At 70.7% G+C, this 18073-nt stretch carries 19 protein-coding genes, 1 tRNA gene and 1 pseudogene; 12 read left to right on the forward strand and 9 right to left on the reverse strand.

The features are described from left to right. Both AC1DXK_RS14160 and AC1DXK_RS14165 read right to left on the reverse strand, forming a co-directional pair. Positions 1-309: pseudogene (locus AC1DXK_RS14160) on the reverse strand (methyl-accepting chemotaxis protein); the annotation flags it as partial. Positions 310-739: 430 nt separating this feature from the next. Further along, positions 740-1246 carry a GNAT family N-acetyltransferase gene (locus AC1DXK_RS14165; protein ID WP_457107463.1) on the reverse strand — a complete coding sequence of 169 codons (507 nt, stop codon included), beginning with the start codon at positions 1244-1246 and terminating at the stop codon, positions 740-742. A 717-nt stretch (positions 1247-1963) separates the two neighbouring features. Between AC1DXK_RS14165 and AC1DXK_RS14170 the strand changes: the two genes are divergently transcribed. The 5 genes from AC1DXK_RS14170 to AC1DXK_RS14190 all read left to right on the forward strand — a co-directional run bounded on the left by AC1DXK_RS14170 (position 1964) and on the right by AC1DXK_RS14190 (position 7324). After that, the gene (locus tag AC1DXK_RS14170) at positions 1964-3130 is read left to right on the forward strand and encodes a type III PLP-dependent enzyme (RefSeq protein WP_457107464.1); all 1167 of its coding nucleotides are present in this window, start codon (positions 1964-1966) and stop codon (positions 3128-3130) included. 131 nt (positions 3131-3261) lie between these two features. Continuing rightward, positions 3262-3813, forward strand: coding sequence for a GNAT family N-acetyltransferase (locus AC1DXK_RS14175; protein ID WP_457107465.1), 552 nt, complete (start codon positions 3262-3264; stop codon positions 3811-3813). Positions 3814-4092: 279 nt separating this feature from the next. Next, positions 4093-5106: an N-acetyltransferase DgcN gene (gene dgcN, locus AC1DXK_RS14180; protein ID WP_457107466.1), complete on the forward strand. Its 1014-nt coding sequence runs from the start codon at positions 4093-4095 to the stop codon at positions 5104-5106. Position 5107: 1 nt separating this feature from the next. Then, positions 5108-6091 carry an N-acetyl-D-Glu racemase DgcA gene (gene dgcA / locus AC1DXK_RS14185; RefSeq protein ID WP_457107467.1) on the forward strand — a complete coding sequence of 328 codons (984 nt, stop codon included), beginning with the start codon at positions 5108-5110 and terminating at the stop codon, positions 6089-6091. 183 nt (positions 6092-6274) lie between these two features. Next, positions 6275-7324: a ketopantoate reductase family protein gene (locus AC1DXK_RS14190; RefSeq protein WP_457107468.1), complete on the forward strand. Its 1050-nt coding sequence runs from the start codon at positions 6275-6277 to the stop codon at positions 7322-7324. A 163-nt stretch (positions 7325-7487) separates the two neighbouring features. Here AC1DXK_RS14190 and AC1DXK_RS14195 read toward each other — a convergent pair whose 3' ends face one another. Continuing rightward, positions 7488-7826, reverse strand: a complete 339-nt coding sequence (locus AC1DXK_RS14195; RefSeq protein WP_457107482.1) for a DUF1491 family protein — start codon at positions 7824-7826, stop codon at positions 7488-7490. Positions 7827-8141: 315 nt separating this feature from the next. Here AC1DXK_RS14195 and AC1DXK_RS14200 point away from each other — a divergent pair, with 315 nt between their 5' ends. Next, positions 8142-8432, forward strand: coding sequence for a hypothetical protein (locus tag AC1DXK_RS14200; RefSeq protein ID WP_457107469.1), 291 nt, complete (start codon positions 8142-8144; stop codon positions 8430-8432). 99 nt (positions 8433-8531) lie between these two features. On the opposite strand, the gene AC1DXK_RS14205 is transcribed toward AC1DXK_RS14200, so the two are convergent. Both AC1DXK_RS14205 and AC1DXK_RS14210 read right to left on the reverse strand, forming a co-directional pair. Continuing rightward, positions 8532-9239 (reverse strand): peptidoglycan-binding domain-containing protein, encoded by a 708-nt coding sequence (locus AC1DXK_RS14205; protein WP_457107483.1) that lies wholly within the window; start codon positions 9237-9239, stop codon positions 8532-8534. 27 nt (positions 9240-9266) lie between these two features. Beyond that, positions 9267-11156, reverse strand: a complete 1890-nt coding sequence (locus tag AC1DXK_RS14210; RefSeq protein ID WP_477298096.1) for a sensor histidine kinase — start codon at positions 11154-11156, stop codon at positions 9267-9269. Between the two features lie 253 nt (positions 11157-11409). On the opposite strand from AC1DXK_RS14210, the gene AC1DXK_RS14215 reads away from it, so the two are divergent. Continuing rightward, positions 11410-11727 (forward strand): hypothetical protein, encoded by a 318-nt coding sequence (locus AC1DXK_RS14215; protein WP_457107471.1) that lies wholly within the window; start codon positions 11410-11412, stop codon positions 11725-11727. Between the two features lie 11 nt (positions 11728-11738). Here AC1DXK_RS14215 and AC1DXK_RS14220 read toward each other — a convergent pair whose 3' ends face one another. From AC1DXK_RS14220 to AC1DXK_RS14230, 3 genes are all read right to left on the reverse strand, one after another. Further along, positions 11739-12869, reverse strand: coding sequence for a DUF2336 domain-containing protein (locus tag AC1DXK_RS14220; protein WP_457107472.1), 1131 nt, complete (start codon positions 12867-12869; stop codon positions 11739-11741). A 130-nt stretch (positions 12870-12999) separates the two neighbouring features. Next, entirely contained in the window at positions 13000-13356 is a 357-nt protein-coding gene (locus tag AC1DXK_RS14225; RefSeq protein ID WP_457107473.1) for a hypothetical protein, read from the reverse strand. A 70-nt stretch (positions 13357-13426) separates the two neighbouring features. Continuing rightward, positions 13427-13888 carry a GNAT family N-acetyltransferase gene (locus AC1DXK_RS14230; protein ID WP_457107474.1) on the reverse strand — a complete coding sequence of 154 codons (462 nt, stop codon included), beginning with the start codon at positions 13886-13888 and terminating at the stop codon, positions 13427-13429. A 155-nt stretch (positions 13889-14043) separates the two neighbouring features. On the opposite strand from AC1DXK_RS14230, the gene AC1DXK_RS14235 reads away from it, so the two are divergent. After that, entirely contained in the window at positions 14044-14223 is a 180-nt protein-coding gene (locus AC1DXK_RS14235; protein ID WP_457107475.1) for a hypothetical protein, read from the forward strand. Between the two features lie 72 nt (positions 14224-14295). Here the strand turns inward: AC1DXK_RS14235 and AC1DXK_RS14240 are convergent, their stop codons facing one another. Beyond that, positions 14296-14805, reverse strand: a complete 510-nt coding sequence (locus AC1DXK_RS14240; protein ID WP_457107476.1) for a Ros/MucR family transcriptional regulator — start codon at positions 14803-14805, stop codon at positions 14296-14298. 440 nt (positions 14806-15245) lie between these two features. Between AC1DXK_RS14240 and AC1DXK_RS14245 the strand changes: the two genes are divergently transcribed. The 4 genes from AC1DXK_RS14245 (at position 15246) to AC1DXK_RS14260 (ending at position 18050) form a co-directional block, all read left to right on the forward strand. Beyond that, positions 15246-15659 (forward strand): PaaI family thioesterase, encoded by a 414-nt coding sequence (locus tag AC1DXK_RS14245; protein WP_457107477.1) that lies wholly within the window; start codon positions 15246-15248, stop codon positions 15657-15659. Positions 15660-15831: 172 nt separating this feature from the next. Then, positions 15832-16764 (forward strand): oxygen-dependent coproporphyrinogen oxidase, encoded by a 933-nt coding sequence (gene hemF / locus AC1DXK_RS14250; RefSeq protein WP_457107478.1) that lies wholly within the window; start codon positions 15832-15834, stop codon positions 16762-16764. Beyond that, entirely contained in the window at positions 16761-17879 is a 1119-nt protein-coding gene (locus tag AC1DXK_RS14255) for an ATP-dependent DNA helicase (RefSeq protein ID WP_457107479.1), read from the forward strand. Before hemF ends, AC1DXK_RS14255 begins: the two co-directional genes overlap by 4 nt. An 81-nt stretch (positions 17880-17960) precedes the next feature. Then, positions 17961-18050, forward strand: a tRNA-Ser gene (locus tag AC1DXK_RS14260). Positions 18051-18073: the final 23 nt, after the last annotated feature.

Genomic DNA, 18073 nt, shown 5'->3' on the forward strand with positions numbered 1-18073 from the left:
GCCCTGCGCGCGCCGGTAACTCTCGATCGTCGCCTCCCGGCTCGCCGCGATGGTCGTGAGGGATTTGGCATCCGCGGGCGCCGCTCCCCCGAGGGCGAGCGTCGATCCGCGCTCGATCCGCAGCGGCAGGATCGCCCTGAGGAGACCCTGGCTCGCCTGTGCCAATGTTACGGCCCTGCTCGCAGCCGTCGCCTGCACCCGCGCGTCGAGGCAGGTCGCGACCGCGTTGCCCAGCGCCATGCAGGCCATGACGACGATCACCAGGCACAGCAACGTCCTGATCGAGAAGCGTCCCAGCCAGCGAATCATGGAATGGAAGTCCAGGGTTTCGATATTTTCTTTTAAGACATAAGTTTTTTCCGGGCAATGAATGGCAATTGTTCAAGTTAATAGTCGGGTAAATATTTATGCATCTGTAAAACTGCGAAATAATATTCTACACTTGTCAAAAAAGGAATTATAGACTGAGTAATAGAGCGACGAATTCAACGCAGTTTCGCACGCGGCGGCGTGGTGCATCCAGTTCGCTAACGCTGAACGGTGCAATGCGGGCTGGCCCGAGCCTGGATCCGGTCGTCCGGTCGGCAACCCCGTCTCTGCGAGCGGAGCGAAGCGATGACGGAGGGGGCGGCGACGCCGGACGCGTTCGGCAGGACCCCGGCTGGCGCGATGGGGCCTCACCCCAGGACTGCCCGCAGAGCCCACGCGCGACGTCCGACGCGGCGCGCGCCTGCGCGCCCTACAGCCTTCGCTCGTAGCGCCACGCCTCCATCCCGTCCTCGTAATAATCGGCCCGCACCGCGAAGCGGCTGTAGCCCCGGCGCTGATAGAGGCGGATGCCGGCGCCGTTGTCGGCCCGCACCTCCAGCCGAAGCCGGTCGCAGCCGTGGGTGCGGGCCTGCGCCTCGGCGCCGTCGAGAAGCTTGCCGCCGAGCCCGAGGCCACCGCGATTCGGCGCCACCGCGATCGAGGCGAGCCGGGCGATCCGGCTGCCGCGCCGCCGCTCCAGCACCGCCGCGCCGACGAGCAGCGGACTCGGCTCGTCGTCGAGCGCCTCGATCAGCGCGGCCAACACGTCCATGGTGGGCGACAGAATCGCGTGGCGGATCGCCCGGCGCTCGGCCCGGTCCGTGGCGAAGGCGGCGTGCTCCAGGGCGACCAGGGCGTCGAGATCGGCGAGCGTGGCGGTGCGGATCGTCGGCTCGGGGAGCCCATCGCCGACCGGGTTGCGCAGGGGGGCGCTCACGCCCGCGCCGTCGCGGTGGATCTGGTCGGCCCGGCCATCGTTCGCTCGCCTGAGTGCGTCGCCCACCGGTCAGATGCCTGCTTCCGCAACGCTTGGGAAGCCCGCAGGACACCGCTGGCTTGGCCGGAATGCGTCGTTTTTGCAACGGCGGCCGCGCGGTGTGGAAGGCGGGGGAAAAAGGGGGCGTTCCGAAGGCAATTCCCCTTGTCGCGCCGGCTCCGTATCCGTATATCGCCCCTGCCCAATTTCGCACGTGCCTGTGGCCGCGTGTCGGTTGGTGGGCATCCGGTCAACTGCCGGACAGCCGCCAGGGGTCTTAAAGGATCGATGGTCGCAAGGGTGGATCCCTACGGCCGGCATCCAGGTGGCAACACCGGACCCCGACAACAACCGGCAGCCGGAGGCGAAACCGGCGAACCCCGCTCTCCACGGGGGACGCAGCTTAAAGCAACGACGAACGGGCTTTTTTGGTCTCGTCGGCCCTCCACAGGCCGGCACCGAAGAGGCTTGTTTCTCTTTGCCCGGCGTGCGGTGGGGGTCATCCCTTCCAATCCACGGCAGCTTCCGGGTGCTCTGCGCCCGCATGGATGCACGCGTCTCCAAAGCGCGTGAGCCCACGCGACGCATCGCCCCCTGACGCCGGCGGCCAGTCCTGGCCGTCACCTTCGACAGCGCGCCCCGCGCAGGGCGCTCGCGAACCCGTGCCGGGAGACGATAATGACCGACCGCATCCGTGACTACCTGCGCGTCCGCCGCGACCTCGGCCAGGACGAGGGCCCCGTGATGGTCCTCGACCTCGACGTCGTGCGCGACAACTACACCGCCTTCGCGCGCGCCCTGCCGGACACCCGGGTGTTCTACGCCGTGAAGGCGAACCCGGCCCCCGAGGTGCTGCGCCTGCTCGCCGAGATGGGCTCCTGCTTCGACACCGCCTCGGTCGCCGAGATGGAGATGGTGCTGGCCGCCGGCGCCACCGCCGACCGGATCTCCTTCGGCAACACCATCAAGAAGGAGCGCTGCATCGGCCGCGCGCTGAAGCTCGGCATCCGCCTGTTCGCGGTGGACTGTCAGGCCGAGGTCGAGAAGATCGCCCGGGCCGCCGACGCGACGGGCGTGCCGGCCGGCGAGGTGCGGGTGTTCTGCCGCATCCTGTGCGACGGCGCGGGCGCCGACTGGCCGCTGTCCCGCAAGTTCGGCTGCGTGCCCGAGATGGCCGCGGACGTGCTGGAGCACGCCCATCGCCAGGGGCTCGAGGCCTACGGCATCTCGTTCCACGTCGGCTCGCAGCAGGGCAACACCGAGGCCTGGGACGGGGCGCTGGGCTCCGCGGCGGCGATCTTCCGCGAGTGCGCGGAGCGCGGCATCGGCCTGTCGATGGTCAATCTCGGCGGCGGCTTCCCGACCCAGTACCTCAAGGCGGTGCCGGGCGTGGAGAGCTACGGCGAGGCGATCTTCCGGGGCCTGACCAAGCATTTCGGCAACCAGATCCCCGAGACGATCATCGAGCCGGGCCGCGGCATGGTCGGCAATGCCGGCCTGATCGAGGCCGAGGTGGTGCTGGTGTCGAAGAAGTCCGCCGCGGCCGACGAGGTCCGCTGGGTCTATCTCGACATCGGCAAGTTCGGCGGCCTGGCCGAGACCATGGACGAGGCGATCCGCTACCCGATCCGCACCGCGCGGGACGGGGAGGCGACCGAGCCCTGCGTCATCGCCGGCCCGACCTGCGACTCGGTGGACGTGCTCTACGAGCGGCAGCTCTACCCGCTGCCGGTCTCGCTCTCGATCGGCGACAAGGTGCTGATCGAGGGCGCGGGCGCCTACACCACCACCTACGCGGCGGTGGCCTTCAACGGCTTCCCGCCCCTTCAGCAGATCGTCATCTGATTCTTCTCAGGACTTCCCGGCAGCCCTCGGCTGCCGGGAGCCATCTTCCGCTGCCGCATCGACGGATCGCGTTCTGCCGTCCGTCGGAAAAAACCGCTTCTCCCGCTTGTCGGCCCGGGGAGGGCACAGCCATGATCGAGATCCGCGCGGAGTGTGGCCACGACGTCCCGGCGCGCGAACGCCTGCTCGACGCGTGCTTTCCCGGCAACCGACGCGCCAAGACCTCGGAGCGCCTGCGCGAGGGCCGGCTGCCGGCCCGCGGCCTCGCCTTCGCGGCGACCCGGGCGGGGCGCCTCGTCGGCACCCTGCGGCTGTGGCACGTCGAGGCCGGTCTCGCTCGCCCGGCGCTGCTGCTCGGCCCGCTCGCCGTCGACCCGGCGATCCAGGGCCAGGGGCTCGGCTCGGTGATGATGCAGGCGGCCCTCGGCCGGGCGGAATCCCTCGGCCACGGCGCCGTGCTGCTGGTCGGCGACGCGCCCTACTACGCCCGCTTCGGCTTCGAGCGCGCGCTCGCGGAGGGCCTGACCCTGCCGGGGCCGTTCGAGCGCGACCGCTTCCTCGGGCTGGAGCTGCGCCCGGGCGCGCTTGCGGGCGCCGAGGGCATGGTCCGGGCGACCGGCGTGCTGTCGCCGGTGGACGCGGTGGCCAACGAGGCCGGGGTTGCGCGACGACACGCCGCCTGAGTGGGGACATCACGCGCAGCCGGGGTTAGATCGGCTCTCCCAAACGCGACCTCATCCTGAGCTACCCGCGTGAGCGGGCTTCGAAGGAGGCCTCCGCTGCGCTCCGACACCTCAGGATGAGGGAGAGGGTTGGACGGGCGCCCGTCTCGGATGGCGCAGGCCCGGCCTGCGCCCGTTGATGGGTGCGTGCGCGACCCTGGCCGGTCTCGTGCATTGCGCCGGGCGCCCGCGATCCCGCATAGACGATCCGCCGGCCTCCCGGAGAAGGTTGCTCGACCGATGCAGATCGCCACGCCTTACCTGATGTTCCTGGGCGACGTGCCCGACACGCTGGCGGCCAAGACCGCCTACGGGATCAAGGACTGGCGCCCCGAATGGTGCGTCGGCCAGATGCGCCTGCCCGGCTGCGCCGCCGATCTCGGCATCCCCGACATGACCCTGCCCGAGGCCCTGGCGAAGGGCTGCCGGACCCTGGTGATCGGCGTCGTCAATGCCGGCGGCGTTCTGCCGGACCACTGGGTGAAGGAGATCGTCGCGGCGATCGAGGCCGGGCTCGACGTCGCGAGCGGCCTGCACGTCAAGCTCGGTGCGGTCCCGGCCATCGCGGAGGCCGCCGCGCGGCGCAACCGCCAGCTCCACGACGTGCGCCACACCGACGAGCGCTTCCCCACCGGCAAGGGCACCAAGCGGTCGGGCCGGCGGCTGCTGACCGTGGGCACAGACTGCTCCGTCGGCAAGAAGTACACCGTGCTGGCCCTGGAGCGCGGCATGCGCGAGCGCGGCCTCGACGCGGATTTCTGCGCCACCGGCCAGACCGGCGTGTTCATCTCCGGCCGAGGCGTCGCGATCGACGCCGTGGTGGCCGACTTCATCTCCGGCGCCGTCGAGACGATCTCGCCGGACGCCGCCTCCAACCACTGGGATCTGATCGAGGGCCAGGGCTCGCTCTACCACCCGTCCTTCGCGGGGGTGAGCCTCGGCCTGCTGCACGGTGCCCAGGCCGACGCCTTCGTGGTCTGCCACGAGCCGACCCGCACCACGATGCGCGGCGTGAAGCATCCGCTGCCGACGATCCGGCAGGTCATCGACCTCACCGTGCAGCTCGGCAGCCTGACCAATCCGGGGATCAAGCCGGTGGGCATCGCGGTCAACACCCAGGCCCTCGCCGAGGGCGAGGCCCGGGCGCTGCTCGAGACCCTGGCGGCCGAGCACGACCTGCCCGCCACCGACCCGGTGCGCTTCGGCGTCGACGGGCTGGTCGACCGGATCGTCGCCGACTTCCCGGAGATCTGACATGGCGCGCCGCCTGACCCTTGCCGTCGAGCGCTTCCCCATCGCCGGCGCCTTCACGATCTCCCGCGGCAGCCGCACCGAAATCGCCGTCGTGGTGGCGACCATCACCGACGAGAACGGCGTCGGGCGGGGCGAGTGCGTGCCCTATCCGCGCTACGGCGAGAGCGTCGAGAGCGTCAGCGCCCTGATCGCGGAGCAGGCGGAGGCGATCGCCGCCGGAATCGGCCGCGCGGATCTGATGGAGCGCATGAAGGCGGGCGCGGCGCGCAACGCCCTCGACTGCGCGCTGTTCGACCTCGAGGCGAAGCTCCAGGGCCGCCCCGCCTGGGCCATCGCCGGGCTGCCGGCGCCGCGACCGGTCATCACCGCCTACACGCTGAGCCTCGGCACCCGCGAAAGCATGGGTGAGGCCGCCCGAAAGGCGGCCCATCGGCCACTGCTCAAGGTCAAGCTCGGCGGGGACGGAGATCCGGAGCGCATCGCCGCCGTCCGGGCCGCCGCGCCGGAATCCCGGCTGATCGTCGATGCCAACGAGGCGTGGCGGCCGGCAAATGTGGAGGCCAACCTCGCGGCCTGCCTGACGGCCGGCGTCGCGCTGATCGAGCAGCCGCTGCCGGCCGACGCCGATGCCCTGCTCGCCGAAATCGCGCATCCGGTGCCGGTTTGCGCCGACGAGAGCCTGCACGACCGCGCCGGCCTCGACGCGCTCGCCGGGCGCTACGACGCGATCAACATCAAGCTCGACAAGACCGGCGGCCTGACCGAGGCGACGCTCCTCGCCCGCGAGGCGAAGGCGCGGGGGTTGTCGATCATGGTCGGCTGCATGCTCGGCACCTCGCTCGGCATGGCGCCGGCGGCGCTCCTCGCCGAGGGAGCCGATTTCGTCGATCTCGACGGGCCGCTGCTGCTGGCTCGCGACCGCGAGCAACCCCTCCGCTACGAGGGCAGCCTGATGCACCCGCCCACGCCGGAGCTGTGGGGATAGGATTCGCCCCGCCTGTCACCGGCGGGGCGTCACAAGCGGTTTGGGATTAGGTATACCAGAAGGCTTGCGTTCCTCCCGCCCGGCTGCCATCCATCGGCGGTGCGATGGGGGCTGTGGCGTGCACGCGCCGTTCCCACCAGCCAGACAACACAACAGCAGTCTTCAATGCTGGGGAGGAACGACGTGGCCAGAAACATCCTGATCCTGGGGGCCTCCTACGGCTCGCTCCTGGGGACCAAGCTCCTGATGGCCGGTCACAACGTGACCCTGGTCTGCCGCAGGAAGACTGCCGACCTGATCAACCGCGAGGGGACCGAGGTCCGCATCAAGCTCCGCGACGAGAAGGAGCACCGCGCGATCCACTCGCGCGACCTGCCCGGCAAGGTCGACGCCATGCCGCCGGAAGACGTCGACGTGTCGCGCTATGACCTTGTCGGCCTCGCCATGCAGGAGCCGCAGTACAACAACCACACGATCCGCGTCCTCATGATCAAGATCGCGGCGGCCAGGCTGCCGTGCCTGTCGATCATGAACATGCCGCCGCTCCCCTACCTCAAGCGGATCCCGGCGCTCGCCGCCATGGACCTCGAGGACGCCTACACCAATGCCGGCGTCTGGGACCGGTTCGAGCCGGGGCTGGTGTCGCTCTGCTCCCCCGATCCGCAGGCCTTCCGGCCGCCGGAGGAGGAGGCGAACGTCCTCCATGTCGGCCTGCCGACCAACTTCAAGGCCGCGACCTTCGCGGACGAGGCGCACAACCGGCTGCTCCGGGAGCTGGAGGCCGACATCGACGCCGTGCGCCTCGACGGGCACGACGTGCCGGTGAAGCTCAAGGTGTTCGACTCGCTGTTCGTGCCGCTGGCCAAGTGGTCGATGCTGCTGACCGGCAATTACCGCTGCATCACGCCCGGCCAGCCGCAATCGATCCACGACGCCGTCCACGGCGACCTGGCCCGCTCGCGGGCGATCTACGATCACGTCGACGGGATCGCCCGGAAGCTCGGCGCCGACCCGGCCGATCAAGTGCCGTTCGAGAAATACGCCAAGGCCGCCGAGAGCCTTCTGAAGCCGTCCTCGGCGGCGCGCGCGGTGGCGAACGGCGCGCCCTACATCGAGCGCGTCGACCTGCTGGTGAAGCTGATCTCGCATCAGCTCGGCGATCCGAACGCCGAGATCGACCGCACCGTCGAGACCGTCGACCGCAAGCTCGACGAGCGCATCATCGAGGGCTGACGGCACCTCGCCGTCGCTCGGGCGCGACGCCGCGCGGCGTCGCGCCGCCCACTCTGTCGTCACGCGCGCAGCCGAGTGATCCCGGCTCGCGCGACGGCACCCGTCGCGGCGGCGCCCCGCTTTGCTGCGCGGCGCGCGCAGGGACGGTCGGCAGGTCTTCAGATCACTCGGCCAAGTCGAGGAAGTGCCGCCCCTGGCGGTCGTCGATCTCGATGATCCAGAGATCGGAATCGAACCGGATCTCCTTGGTCAGCCGCTCCTCGACGTCGAGGGGGCTCCCGCCGGTGACGATGGCGGTGAAGCGGCGGTCGCCGCTCTCCTCGGCCTCGAACAGGGCCTGCGGCGCCGGCCCGTAGAGGTCGGCTCTGCCGTCAAGGCGATCGACCTTCACGAAGATTGCGCCCGCCTCCGCGGACCCGCGCCGGCGCAGGACGGCCGGGACGCCCTCGACATCCAGCCGCCGCAGATGGGCCGAGACCCAGAAATCGGAGCGCAGGCGCATGCGTCTGTGGCCCTCGGCTCGCGGCAGCATGGGCAGTCCGACGCGGCGGTCGGACCGTGAACCCCGCGGGTTCGGAGCGGCGCGGCCTCCGCCATGCGCGAAAGCGCCCGCGCGAGCAACCTCGGGCGCGCGACATCGCCCCGTTCTGAAGCAACGGTTCAGTACGCGAAATATTCCACTGGAAAATCCAGTATTTTTTGGGATTAAAAAATAGTTTATCGATGTGTTGTGTCGCACATCTATAGTATTGTTTGCTGATTAACTGAGCAAAGGGCGCCCGAATTCGCATGTCACGATGATTTAAGGAGCACTCCGATGTGGAGAATGACCTCGCTTGCGACGTTGATCGTCGCCGGCCTGTGCGGTGTTGCGCCCTCGGCCCACGCCCGTTCGGAGACGCTCATGGATTGGCTGGGCAACCGCGACTCCGCGCCCTGCCCGCGCTACCAGCGGACGCCCAGCGATCGCTGCAACATCGTCGTGCATCGGCCCGGCGGTAATCCCACGCAGGACATGACCGGATCGATCGGCCACGCGAAGTCCTGGCAGGGCAATGGCGGTCCGCGCTGCAAGACGATCTGCCGGTTCACCGGCACGCAATACTGAGGGCTGCGCCGCCGAGCGCCCCCGATGAGCCGCACCCGCGCCACGCCGGCGCGGGTGTCGCGCCGGACGCGGAAAGCGCGTGCCATCCGCCCGAGCGCGCTAGCCGTGGCCCGCCCGGGCGATCAGCGCGCGCAGGGTCCGGCCCGTCGCCTCGCCGGTGACCGGCAGCTTGGCGCTGCGCTCGAACTTCTCGATCGCCGCGCGGGTGCCCGGACCCATCGCGCCGTCGGGCTTCACCGCGTAGCCGAGCTTCGACAGCGCCTTCTGCACCTGCAGCACCGGATCGCCGTCGGTTTCGGGCTTGGCCGCCTTCGCGGGCTCCTTCGGAGCTGGCTTGGCAGCCGCGCGGGCGGGGGACGCCTTCGGGGTGACCGAGGCGGTGGTCTCCTCGGACCGGATCAGCTCGCCGATCGCATCCCGGGCCGCCGGCTTGGCGGGCGTCGGCGCGGCGGCGCGGTCGGCCTCGATGACGCGAACAGGATCCCGGGCTGCCTCTTTCACGGGCTCCTTAGCGGGCGCCGCCGCCGCGCGGGGGGCGGGGGCCTTCTGGGCGAGCTTGGGCAGGATCGGCGCCGGGTGGCGCCCGGCCTGATAGCTGAGGGCGTTGACGCAGACGAAGCCCGCGGCGCCCAGGGCGACGAGGCTGCCCAGGACGGTGCCCGGGCTGGTCCGGCAGGTGGCGCCCGACGCCTTCAGCGCACCGACGAGGACGCCGCGCCAGTCGCCCGGGGCGGCGGCGCGACGCGGCGCGGGTCGGCGCGCTCGGCCGACTTCGCCCGGTACGGTGATCTCGCGGTAGCCTGACATCATGTCTCCTTCCGGGGGATCTGGGGCTCAGCCGGTGCGGCGCAGGACCCGGTCGGCCGGGGTCGCGGCACTCGGCTCAGCGTCGAACAGGCCGAGCGGCAGGCGCACTACCCGGCGGGGCACCGGGGCGCCCCGCACGGCCGTGCGSATCGGGGCGGGGCCTTGGGCCGCCGCCGGGATCCGCCCAGCGACGGGCAGGGTCACGGTCACGACGGTCCCGGCCTGCGGCGCGCTCTCGATCAGCAGGGCGCCGCCGTGCAGGCCGACCAAGCCCTGAACCACCGAGAGCCCGAGGCCGGTCCCCTCGTGGGGGCGCTTGTAGCCGCCGCCGCCGGCCTGGAAGAACGGCGTGCCAAGCTTGGGCAGATCCTCCGCGCCGATGCCGACGCCGGTATCGGCGACGACGATGTCCAGGCTGTCCGCGCCGCGGCGCAGGGAGAGGTCGACCCGTCCCCCCCGCGGGGTGAACTTCACGGCATTCGAGATGAGGTTGATCAGCACCTGCCGGCAGGCGGCGGGATCGGCGGTCAGCTCGACCGGCCCCGACGGGGCGGCGGTGAGGACGATGCCGGCCTCCTCGGCCTTCAGGTGCATCAGGTCGCAGCAGGCCTGAAGCAGGCCGGCGATGTCGAAGGTTTCGGGGGCGCAGTCGAAGTTGCCGCTCTGGATCCGGCTCATGTCGAGCAGCGTGTTGACGACACCGAGCAGGTGATGGCCGGAGGCGCCGATGATGCCGGCATATTCCCGCGCCTGGTCCCGGCCGAGGCTGGCCACACCTTCACCCGCCAGGACCTCCGAGAACCCGATGATCGCGTTGAGCGGCGTGCGCAGCTCGTGGGTGACGTTGGCCAGGAACCGGCCCTTGATCGCGTCGGCCCGCTCGGCCTCGGCGCGGGCGCGCTCCAGCTCCTCGGCATGCCGGTGATGCTCGGTCATGTCGCGGGTGACCGCCACCACCGCCATGGCGGCCTCGTGCGGCCCATGCTCGATCCGGTGGGCGCGCATCTCGGCATGGATCAGGCTCGCCCCGTCGGCCCGGCCGGCCTCGTGCTCGACATGCAGACGAAGCGGCAGGGTCGCAGGCCGCCCGGTCTCAGCGACGTCGCTCACGGCCTTGAGGAAGGCCGGCCGGTCGGCCACGTGGACGCGCTCCAGGAGGCCGTGGCCGCGCAGCCGCGTCGGCTCGCTGCCGAGCAGCCGCACCGCGGAGACGGAGGCCTCCAGCACGCGGCCGTTGCGGTCGTGCCAGGTGACGAGGTCGTCGATCGCCGAGAGCAGCAGCCGGTCGCGGGCTTCGTTGTCGCGCAGCCGTTCCCGCCAGATGCCCTCGTTGCGCATGTGTTCCAGTGCCTGGGCTGCGACATGGCCGATCGCCGTGATCGCGAAGGCCGGAAGGGCGAGCCCCGCCGAGATGTCCATGACCGGCAGGGCGCCGGCCCAGGCGCCGAGGGCGACCACGGCCAGCACGCCCAGGACCGCCATGACGGAGGCCGCGATGGTCGCCCGGAGCGATCCGGAGACCAGCGCCTCGAGGGGAATCGCCACCAGCCAGACGGCGGCGGGCGAGGTGGCGCCGCCGGTGACGCTCGCCAGGGCGATGACGAGGCCGGTGAGGCCCGCCGACGAAACCGCATGGGCGACCCAGAGGGAGCCGGTGCGGGCCAGAAGCACCGCGGCGAGGACCGGCAGCAGCAGGCTGGCGATCGCCAGGACCTCGAAGCCCGACGGGACCCCGCGCCAGAGCAGGTAGGGCGGGAGCCCGACCATCATCACGGCGCCGGTCGCCAGCCGCGACACCAGGAAACGCTGGTGGCGCGACCGGGCGGCGGCATTGTCGGCCACGGATTCGTGGACGAGACCCGCAAGCCGATCGTCGATCAGGGACGTCAGGACATTCTTGATGGGCAAGGCTGGCACACGCCGCGACGGATGCGTTCCCGCATCGATCGCGCCTCCGGTTCGACTTCGAACGACTTCCGGACGGTCGCAGAGCCGGCTTAAACGAGTGTTGCGTGACTTCTTCGAATGATCGAGATGCTTTCCGCGAGGTAACCAGCCGATTGCGAACAAGTTTCATTCACCATCGTGCGGGAAAGCCCGGGCCGGTTGAGGCCCGGTTCACCAAATCGGTCGAATGCTTTTGCTCGACATCGAGCGGAGGAACCGTCTGATGACCGTCCTGCTGCGCGCCGCGCTGGTGATCGGCGTGCTCTCCTACTTCGCGTTGATCCGTACCGGTGCGGATCCCGCCGCCGAGGCCCGCAGGCTCGCGGGCGCGGTGCCGAGCCCCCAGGCAGCCCTCGACGCGGTTCCGGCCGAGACCCGCGAGCGGGCCGTGCGCGCCGTCCTGGCCCGCGGCCTGATGGCGGAACTCAGTCGCCGCGCCGCGGAGGGGCCGGCCTCGAACGATACCCTGCAGGAGACCGATCGGCAGCCCGCCTGGCGGGGCGCCGATCCGCAGTTCGAACCGCGCATCGATCCCCGCTGACCGCCGGCGGGTCAGCCCGGCTCCCCGCCGCCCGCCGCGCGGGCTCGCACCGGTTGTGGCGCCCGCTGTCCGGCGACGCGCTCGGCGCCCTGGCGCAGCTTCGCCTCCGGACCGTGCAGCGGCTGGTGGCCGTCGCTGCGCCCGCGCTCGGCGAGCGGCCGGTCGAGGATCGCGGCGATCAGATCCCGAGAGGCCGGCCGGCTCACGGTGCGGAACAGCCGCACGAGGTCGGCCACGCGTTCGGCCGAGCGCGCCACGCCCTGGTTGAGGGTCAGAAAGATGTAGACCGCCTCCTCCTCGTGCAGGCCGGCGGCCCGCAGCCCGAGGGTCAACAGGTCGTAGCGGGCGCTCGGGTCGGCGACCACGGTGAGGAAGTCCCGGGGCAGGCCGAGGCCGTCGGCCAGCGTTGCCATGAAGGCCGGCACGTCGCGGGCGGCGGACAGGCCGGTCAGGGTCTCGCCGAGACCGCGGGGCGCCGGCGGGCAGGGGCGCAGGGCGGCGGTCGCCTCCACGGTCCGGCCGATCACGGTCCGGCGCATCGGGTCGGCGTGCAGGTAGAGCGGCACGAGGTCGGCGGCCGACACATCGGGCCTGACCAGGAGGAGCCGGGCGAGATCGGGGGCACGGCGGCCCCGGTCGACGAGCCGGGCCAGCGCCGAACCCCGCAGGGTGTGGCCGAGATTGGCGGCGAGGGCGCGGTCGATCTCGGGGCGGCCCTCGCGGGACAGTTCGTCCACAGCCTCGCGGCTCAGCCCGGCGCGGGCGGCGATGCGGGCGGCGATATCGGACCCTTCGGCGAGGGCCGCCTCAATCAGGCGGTGGTTCAGGGTCGGGGCGAGTTCCACCACCGCGTCGCGGGCGCCGCCGCCGCGCAGGGCGAGCGCCTCCAGCACCGCCGACGGCGTCTCGGGGCAGGGGGCCAGCTTGCAGGCGACCACCCGGGCCGTCTCCTCATCCACCGTGGGGATCAAGCCGCAGGCGAGCGATTCGAAGATCTCGATCTCGGTCCGGTCGCGGGCCGCCGCTCGGACGAACAGGTCCGTTTGCACCCGGAGGATCACCGGCTTGAGATCGAGATTCTCGATGCGTGACAGTTCGAGGAGCCCGGACAGGTCCGGCGGAGCATCGACGGATGGGGGCATGGGGGATCGGTTACGCAGGACTGCAGTAAGGCCACGCTAACCGCATCGACGTGAATCGACCTTTAAACCGCCTCCGCGGGCACCGTGCCGTCCTGCATCATGAGGCGCTGCACCCGCCTCCGATCCGGCTTCAGCGCGTCAGCCATAGCACAAGGCCGAGGCCCACCGCGGCCGCGACGATGATGCCGACATAGAGCGGCAGGACCCAAGGCTGCCGTTGATGGACGTAGCCTTTCGCCGCCCGCTCTGAGGGTGCCCGCTCGTTCTGCCGGGCAAGCCTGACCTCCTGCGGTGTCGGCGGCGTTCCCCCGGCCTCCTCGCAGGTCCCGAGGGGAGCCGCCCCGACATCCATGTGCGGGGCCTTGTCGGCGGTGCGGCCGCTGTCAATGTCGGCCTTGAGCTGCGCGGCGGTGGGCGAATCGGAATCCGGCGGCGGATCGCAGGGCAGGCTCGCGGGCGGCGGCGTGGTTTCGGATCGCAACGTCATCGACAGGGCTCCAGAATCCCGGATCAACGCCCGATGCGCGCTGTCGGCTGCAGCCAGGATGTCGCGGGGCTCAACCCTCCGCCGCGCCCCGCTTCAGCAGGGGCCGCGCCAGCATCTCTCCATCCGCGGTGAAGCCGGCTGCCGTACAGAACGCGCGCAGCGCCGCTTGGTCCGGCGCTGCGGCCAGGATCAACCGGTCGCAGTCCGCCTGCCGCGCCGCCCGGCCGGCCGCCTTCAGCAGCACCCGGCCGATGCCCCGGCGGCGGGATTCGGCGGCGACCACGAGGGTCGTGATCAGGCCGAACGGCCGCGGCGCGTCGAGGGTCAGGACGGGGGATACGGTGATGAGGCCGCTCGGCGGTCCCCATTCCACGGCGACGAGGGCGATCCCGCCGTCGCGTTGCAGGGCGTCGAGCCGGGCCGCGAGGTCCGCAGGGCCGACCGCGATCGCCGCCTCGCCGAGCAGGGTCGCAAGACCCGCGGCGTCGGGACCCGCGGCGGCGCGGATCTCCAGCCCGTAACGATTGCCCAAATCCCGCTCCCGATCGGTGTCACCGGGCGTTCAACGCGGGTCGCCGCGATCGGTCGCCCGCCGGACTCGCACAGCGTCCCCGCCGCGCTGCGGGGCGGAACGCGCGCGGGACTCGCGGCTTTGCTTCCCCATCGAGCGATCGGGGAGGGCGCAGCATGCCGGACGGGATGACGGATCGATCCCCGGACCCGGAGGCCGGGACGGCCTCCCCGGAGGCGCAGCGGCCGGGCCTGCGGCCCGAGGCCAAGAACGAGGCCGATCAGGCCGAGCGGGAGAAGACGGAGACCGAGATCGCAGCGGGCGACGTGGCCGACGACCTCGCCGATTTCGCCTGATCCAGCCGGCACGCTCTCTGCGCGCCGGCCGGGATCCGTGAGTCGCGGCCGGAGGCCGGGCTCAGGCCGGTGTCAGGCCGTTTCCTTGGCCTTGCGGGGGCGGCTCGCGCGCTTCGGCTTCTCGGCCACCTCTTCGACGGGCTCGGGCGCCGGGGCCGGGGCGGCGGACTTGCGGCGCTGCTGGCCGAGGCCGAGGCTCCGGGCAAGTTCAGAGCGCTGGGCGGAGTAGCTCGCCGCCGTCGACGGATAGTCGCGCGGGAGCCCGAAGCGCTCGCGATACTGCTCGATCGTCAGCCCGTTGCGCGAAAGATGGCGCTTCAGCGTCTTGTACGGCTTGCCGTCGATGAACGAGATCAGCGCATCCGGGGTCACCGACTTGCGGATCTGGGCCGGCGTCGGCTTGTCGGCCGTCTCGGTAACAGTTGCCGCAGGCGCGGAGAGCTTCGTCAGCGCGGCGTGAACGCCGGCGAGCAGACCTGGCAATTCGCTGATGGGCACGGAGTTGTTCGAGACATACGCCGAGACGATGTCCGAGGCCTGCTCGATAAAGGTCTGCTGCTGCTCAGTGGCGTTGTCGTCCATCGATGATTCCCTCTATCCGACGGTGGTGAGACGGTTCTAACGTCTGTGCAGCAAAATCAAGTCGTCGTCGAGCATTTCCCTACACAATGCGCCGGTCATGAACACGCATATTATTCAAGCCGTCGGTCGAGCTGAAATCGTCCATCGAGGCAACCGACACGCCGGCGGCGATGTTGGATGAGACCGCGGCGTCCGGGGCCGCGCCGGTTATGCCTTCGATCGCGATCTAGCCCTCGGCTTCCTCTGAGAAGATCCGTCTCCGGTCTGATGACTGGCCCAAAACTTCAGGCTGCGGCACGCCGTGAAGTCCCGCCAGCCCATCGGGGCAGGACGAACGTTTCGGCCCGACTGTCGCTTGGTCTGCCGCGGTCGGGTCGTGGGCTTGGACGTGCGCCTGGGCCATAAGGATCCGGACGGGGCGCAATCCGGGAACGATCGACGTGGACCAGCAATCGGAACCGGGCACTGTCTTCGGCGCCCACATCCCGTTCGTGGATCATTGTGGGATCGAGGCGCTCGACGTACGCGCCGGTCGGACGCGTCTGCGCCTCGCCCTTCGGCCGGAGCACGCCAACAACCTCGGCATCGCGCATGGCGGTGCGCTGTGCACGCTGCTCGACGTCGCCCTCGGGACGGCGGCCCGTCTGCGGGCGGGTCGCCCGGTGGTGACCCTCGACATGCAGACCCGGTTCCTCGCCCCCGGCCGCGGAATCCTGATCGCGGAAGGGTGCGTCACCCGGGCCGGGCGCTCGGTGATCTTTTGCGAGGCCGAGATCCGCGACGTCGCCGGAGAACTCGTGGCGACCGCAACGGGCCTGCTCAAGCCCGTCGGGGAGCGCCCGGCGGCGGCCTGACGCGATCTGGCGACACGGGCCAGCGGTTCGGCGACGCAAGCCTGCGCTCGAGGGCGAGAGCCGGCGCATGACGCGCCGGCTTGCCGATGCAGGTCAGCTCGGACCGCGGCACGGTCACGCCGAGGCTCAGACCGAATTGACGTCTGCCCGGCGGGGTGGGAAAGCCACTGTCATGACGATGCCGGACGACGCGCGCGCAGCCCTGGCTGCGCCTCCCTCAGAGGCCGACGTGACGGCCATGAAGTCCGAGGCCGCGGCGTGGTTCGAGACGCTGCGCGATCGCATCCTGGCGGCCTTCGAGGCCCTCGAGGCGGAGGCTGCGGCTCCCTTTCATCCCGACGCACCCGAGGGACCCGGACGCTTCGAGAAGACTCCGTGGACCCGGACCGACCACACCGGCCGGCCCGGCGGCGGTGGCGTCATGGCGATGCTGAAGGGCCGGGTCTTTGAGAAGGCCGGGGTCCACATCTCGACGGTGCACGGCGAGTTCGCGCCGGAATTCCGCGCGCAGATGCCCGGGGCGGCCGAGGACCCACGCTTCTTCGCCACCGGAATCTCGCTGATCGCCCATCCGTGGAACCCGCACGTGCCCACGGTCCATATGAACACCCGGTTCGTCGCGACGACGCGGGCGTGGTTCGGGGGCGGCGCCGACCTGACCCCGGTCCTGGAGCGGCGCCGCAACCAGGAGGATCCCGACAGCCGGCATTTCCACGCCTGTCTGGAGCGGGCCTGCTCGGCGCACGGCATCGACCACGCCCGCTACAAGGCGTGGTGCGACGAGTATTTCCACCTCAAGCACCGGAACGAGCCGCGCGGGATCGGCGGGATCTTCTACGACTATCTGTGGAGCGGTGATCCGCAGGCCGACCTCGCCTATACCCGCGATGTCGGGCAGGCCTTCCTGGAGGCCTATCCGAAGATCGTGCGCGACAATGTCGCCACGCCCTGGACAGAGGCGGACCGCCACGAGCAGCAGGTGCGGCGCGGGCGCTACGTCGAGTTCAACCTGCTCTATGACCGGGGCACGATCTTCGGCCTGAAGACCGGTGGCAACGTCGCCTCGATCCTGTCCTCTCTGCCGCCGACCGTGCGCTGGCCGTGAGCGGTGGGCTGCCGGCCGCCTACGCGCCGCAGCAGGACGCGGCGCTGAAGGCGATCGCCGCGTGGCGGCGCGACGGCGGATCGCAGGTGTTCCGGCTTTTTGGCTATGCCGGCACCGGCAAGACCACCCTCGCCCGGCGTATCGCCGAGGACGTCGACGGCACGGTGGTGTACGGGGCCTTCACCGGCAAGGCGGCCTCGGTGATGCGTCAGAAGGGCTGCTACGACGCCGCCACGATCCATTCGCTGATCTACCGCACCAAGGAGGCGGAGGAGGGGGGGCCGACCTTCACGCTGAACCGGTCGGGACCGGCCGCCAAGGCGGACCTGATCATCATCGACGAGTGCTCGATGGTGGATTCCGACCTCGGCAACGATCTCCTGTCCTTCGAGCGGCCGGTCCTCGTCCTGGGCGATCCGGCGCAACTGCCGCCGGTGCGCGGCGGCGGCTTCTTCACCGAGGCCGAGCCCGATGTGATGCTCACCGAGGTGCATCGGCAGGCCAAGGACGACCCGATCGTCCGCATGGCGATGACCATCCGGGAGGGCGGCCGGCTGGAACAGGGGATCTACGGGCAGAGCCGGGTGGTGTCGCGCCGCGCCCTGGACCCTGCCGAGGTGCTCGAATGCGATCAGGTTCTGGTCGGCCTCAACAAGACGCGCCGCCTCTACAACGCGCGTCTGCGCGAACTGGCCGGCCATACGGACCCGATGCCCGCGATCGGCGAGAAGCTCGTCTGCCTGCGCAACGACCGGGTGAAGGGGCTGCTCAACGGCTCGACCTGGACCGTGCAGGCCCTGCGCCCACCGCCGCGGCCGGACCTGGTGCGGCTCGACGTGGTGCCCGAGGACGACCCGGCGCTGCGCCGCCGCCCCACCGACATCAAGGTGCTCCGCGCGATGATCAGCGGGACGGACGAGGAGATTCCGCTGTTCCTGCGCCGCGAGACCGACGAGTTCACCTATGGCTACGCGCTCACGGTGCACAAGGCGCAGGGCTCGCAATGGGATCGGGTGACGCTGTTCGACGAATCCTACGCGTTCCGCGAGCATCGGGCGCGCTGGCTCTACACCGGCCTGACCCGGGCCGCGCAGGCGATCACCGTGGTGGTCTGATCTGCGGCTGCGCGCTTCGCAACCGCTTGTGAAGCCGGATCGTGCGTGCTAGGCACCCCCCGTCTCAGCGAGGCACCTTGCGGAGAGGTGGCAGAGCGGTTGAATGCACCGCACTCGAAATGCGGCATGCCTGCAAGGGCATCGGGGGTTCGAATCCCCCCCTCTCCGCCAGTTCACTGTGCTTAGTCATTGCA

Source organism: Methylobacterium sp. P3_A11 (assembly GCF_056403155.1).